At 45.1% G+C, this 768-nt stretch carries 1 protein-coding gene and 1 pseudogene; both read left to right on the top strand.

Going from position 1 to position 768, the window contains the following annotated elements:
- Positions 1-230 (top strand): annotated as a pseudogene (locus R7093_RS25105) (MFS transporter); the annotation flags it as partial.
- A 187-nt stretch (positions 231-417) separates the two neighbouring features.
- Positions 418-768 (top strand): YccF domain-containing protein (locus R7093_RS25110; RefSeq protein WP_318147003.1); only part of this gene is annotated, 351 nt, incomplete at its 3' end.

Raw genomic sequence — 768 nt, forward strand, 5'->3', positions numbered from 1 at the left:
TCCGCCAGATTTTTGGTTCTCGTTACCTATCAACACTTTATGGCTTTGTATTCTTTACTCACCAAGTAGGAAGCTTCTTGGGGGCTTGGGTCGGTGGTCGCATCTACGATTACTACGGTTCATACGATCCAATCTGGTGGTCAACCGTCGTTCTGGCACTCCTCGCCGCTTTGATTCACTTACCGATCAATGACAAGCCAGTATCGCGCTTGAATTTGGCAACCGCCTAGCCAGAAAGGCTCTTAACGTCTAACGTTGAGAGCCTTTTTTTCAGCAGCCCAATGATCTCCGCTTTCCTTTATCAAATGAGTATTCTCATCAATGATTTCTTATTTAAGATAAAGCACACCCATTCATCCTCTGTTAAGATTTGTGTGACATACTTTGTAGAAAGTTATAAATCAAAAAGGGTTTTAGATGAGAACACTTGGCAACATCATCTGGTTTTTATTCGGTGGCGTATTCATGGGATTGCTGTGGTGGCTATTCGGTATTCTTGCGTTCATCAGCATCATCGGGATTCCGTGGGGGCGAGCTTGTTTCGTCATGGGTAACTTTTCGTTTTTCCCATTCGGCAAAGAAGCCATTTCGCGTGATGAACTAACCAATGAAATGGATATTGGCACGAGTCCGCTAGGCGTCATCGGCAACGTACTTTGGTTTGTGTTTGCAGGTTTGTGGCTGGCAATCGGTCATATCCTATCCGCCGCAGCGTGTTTCGTTACCATTATTGGTATTCCGTTTGCACTTCAACACCTGAAACTGGCC

The sequence above is a fragment of the Vibrio sp. 1580 genome (assembly GCF_033340055.1).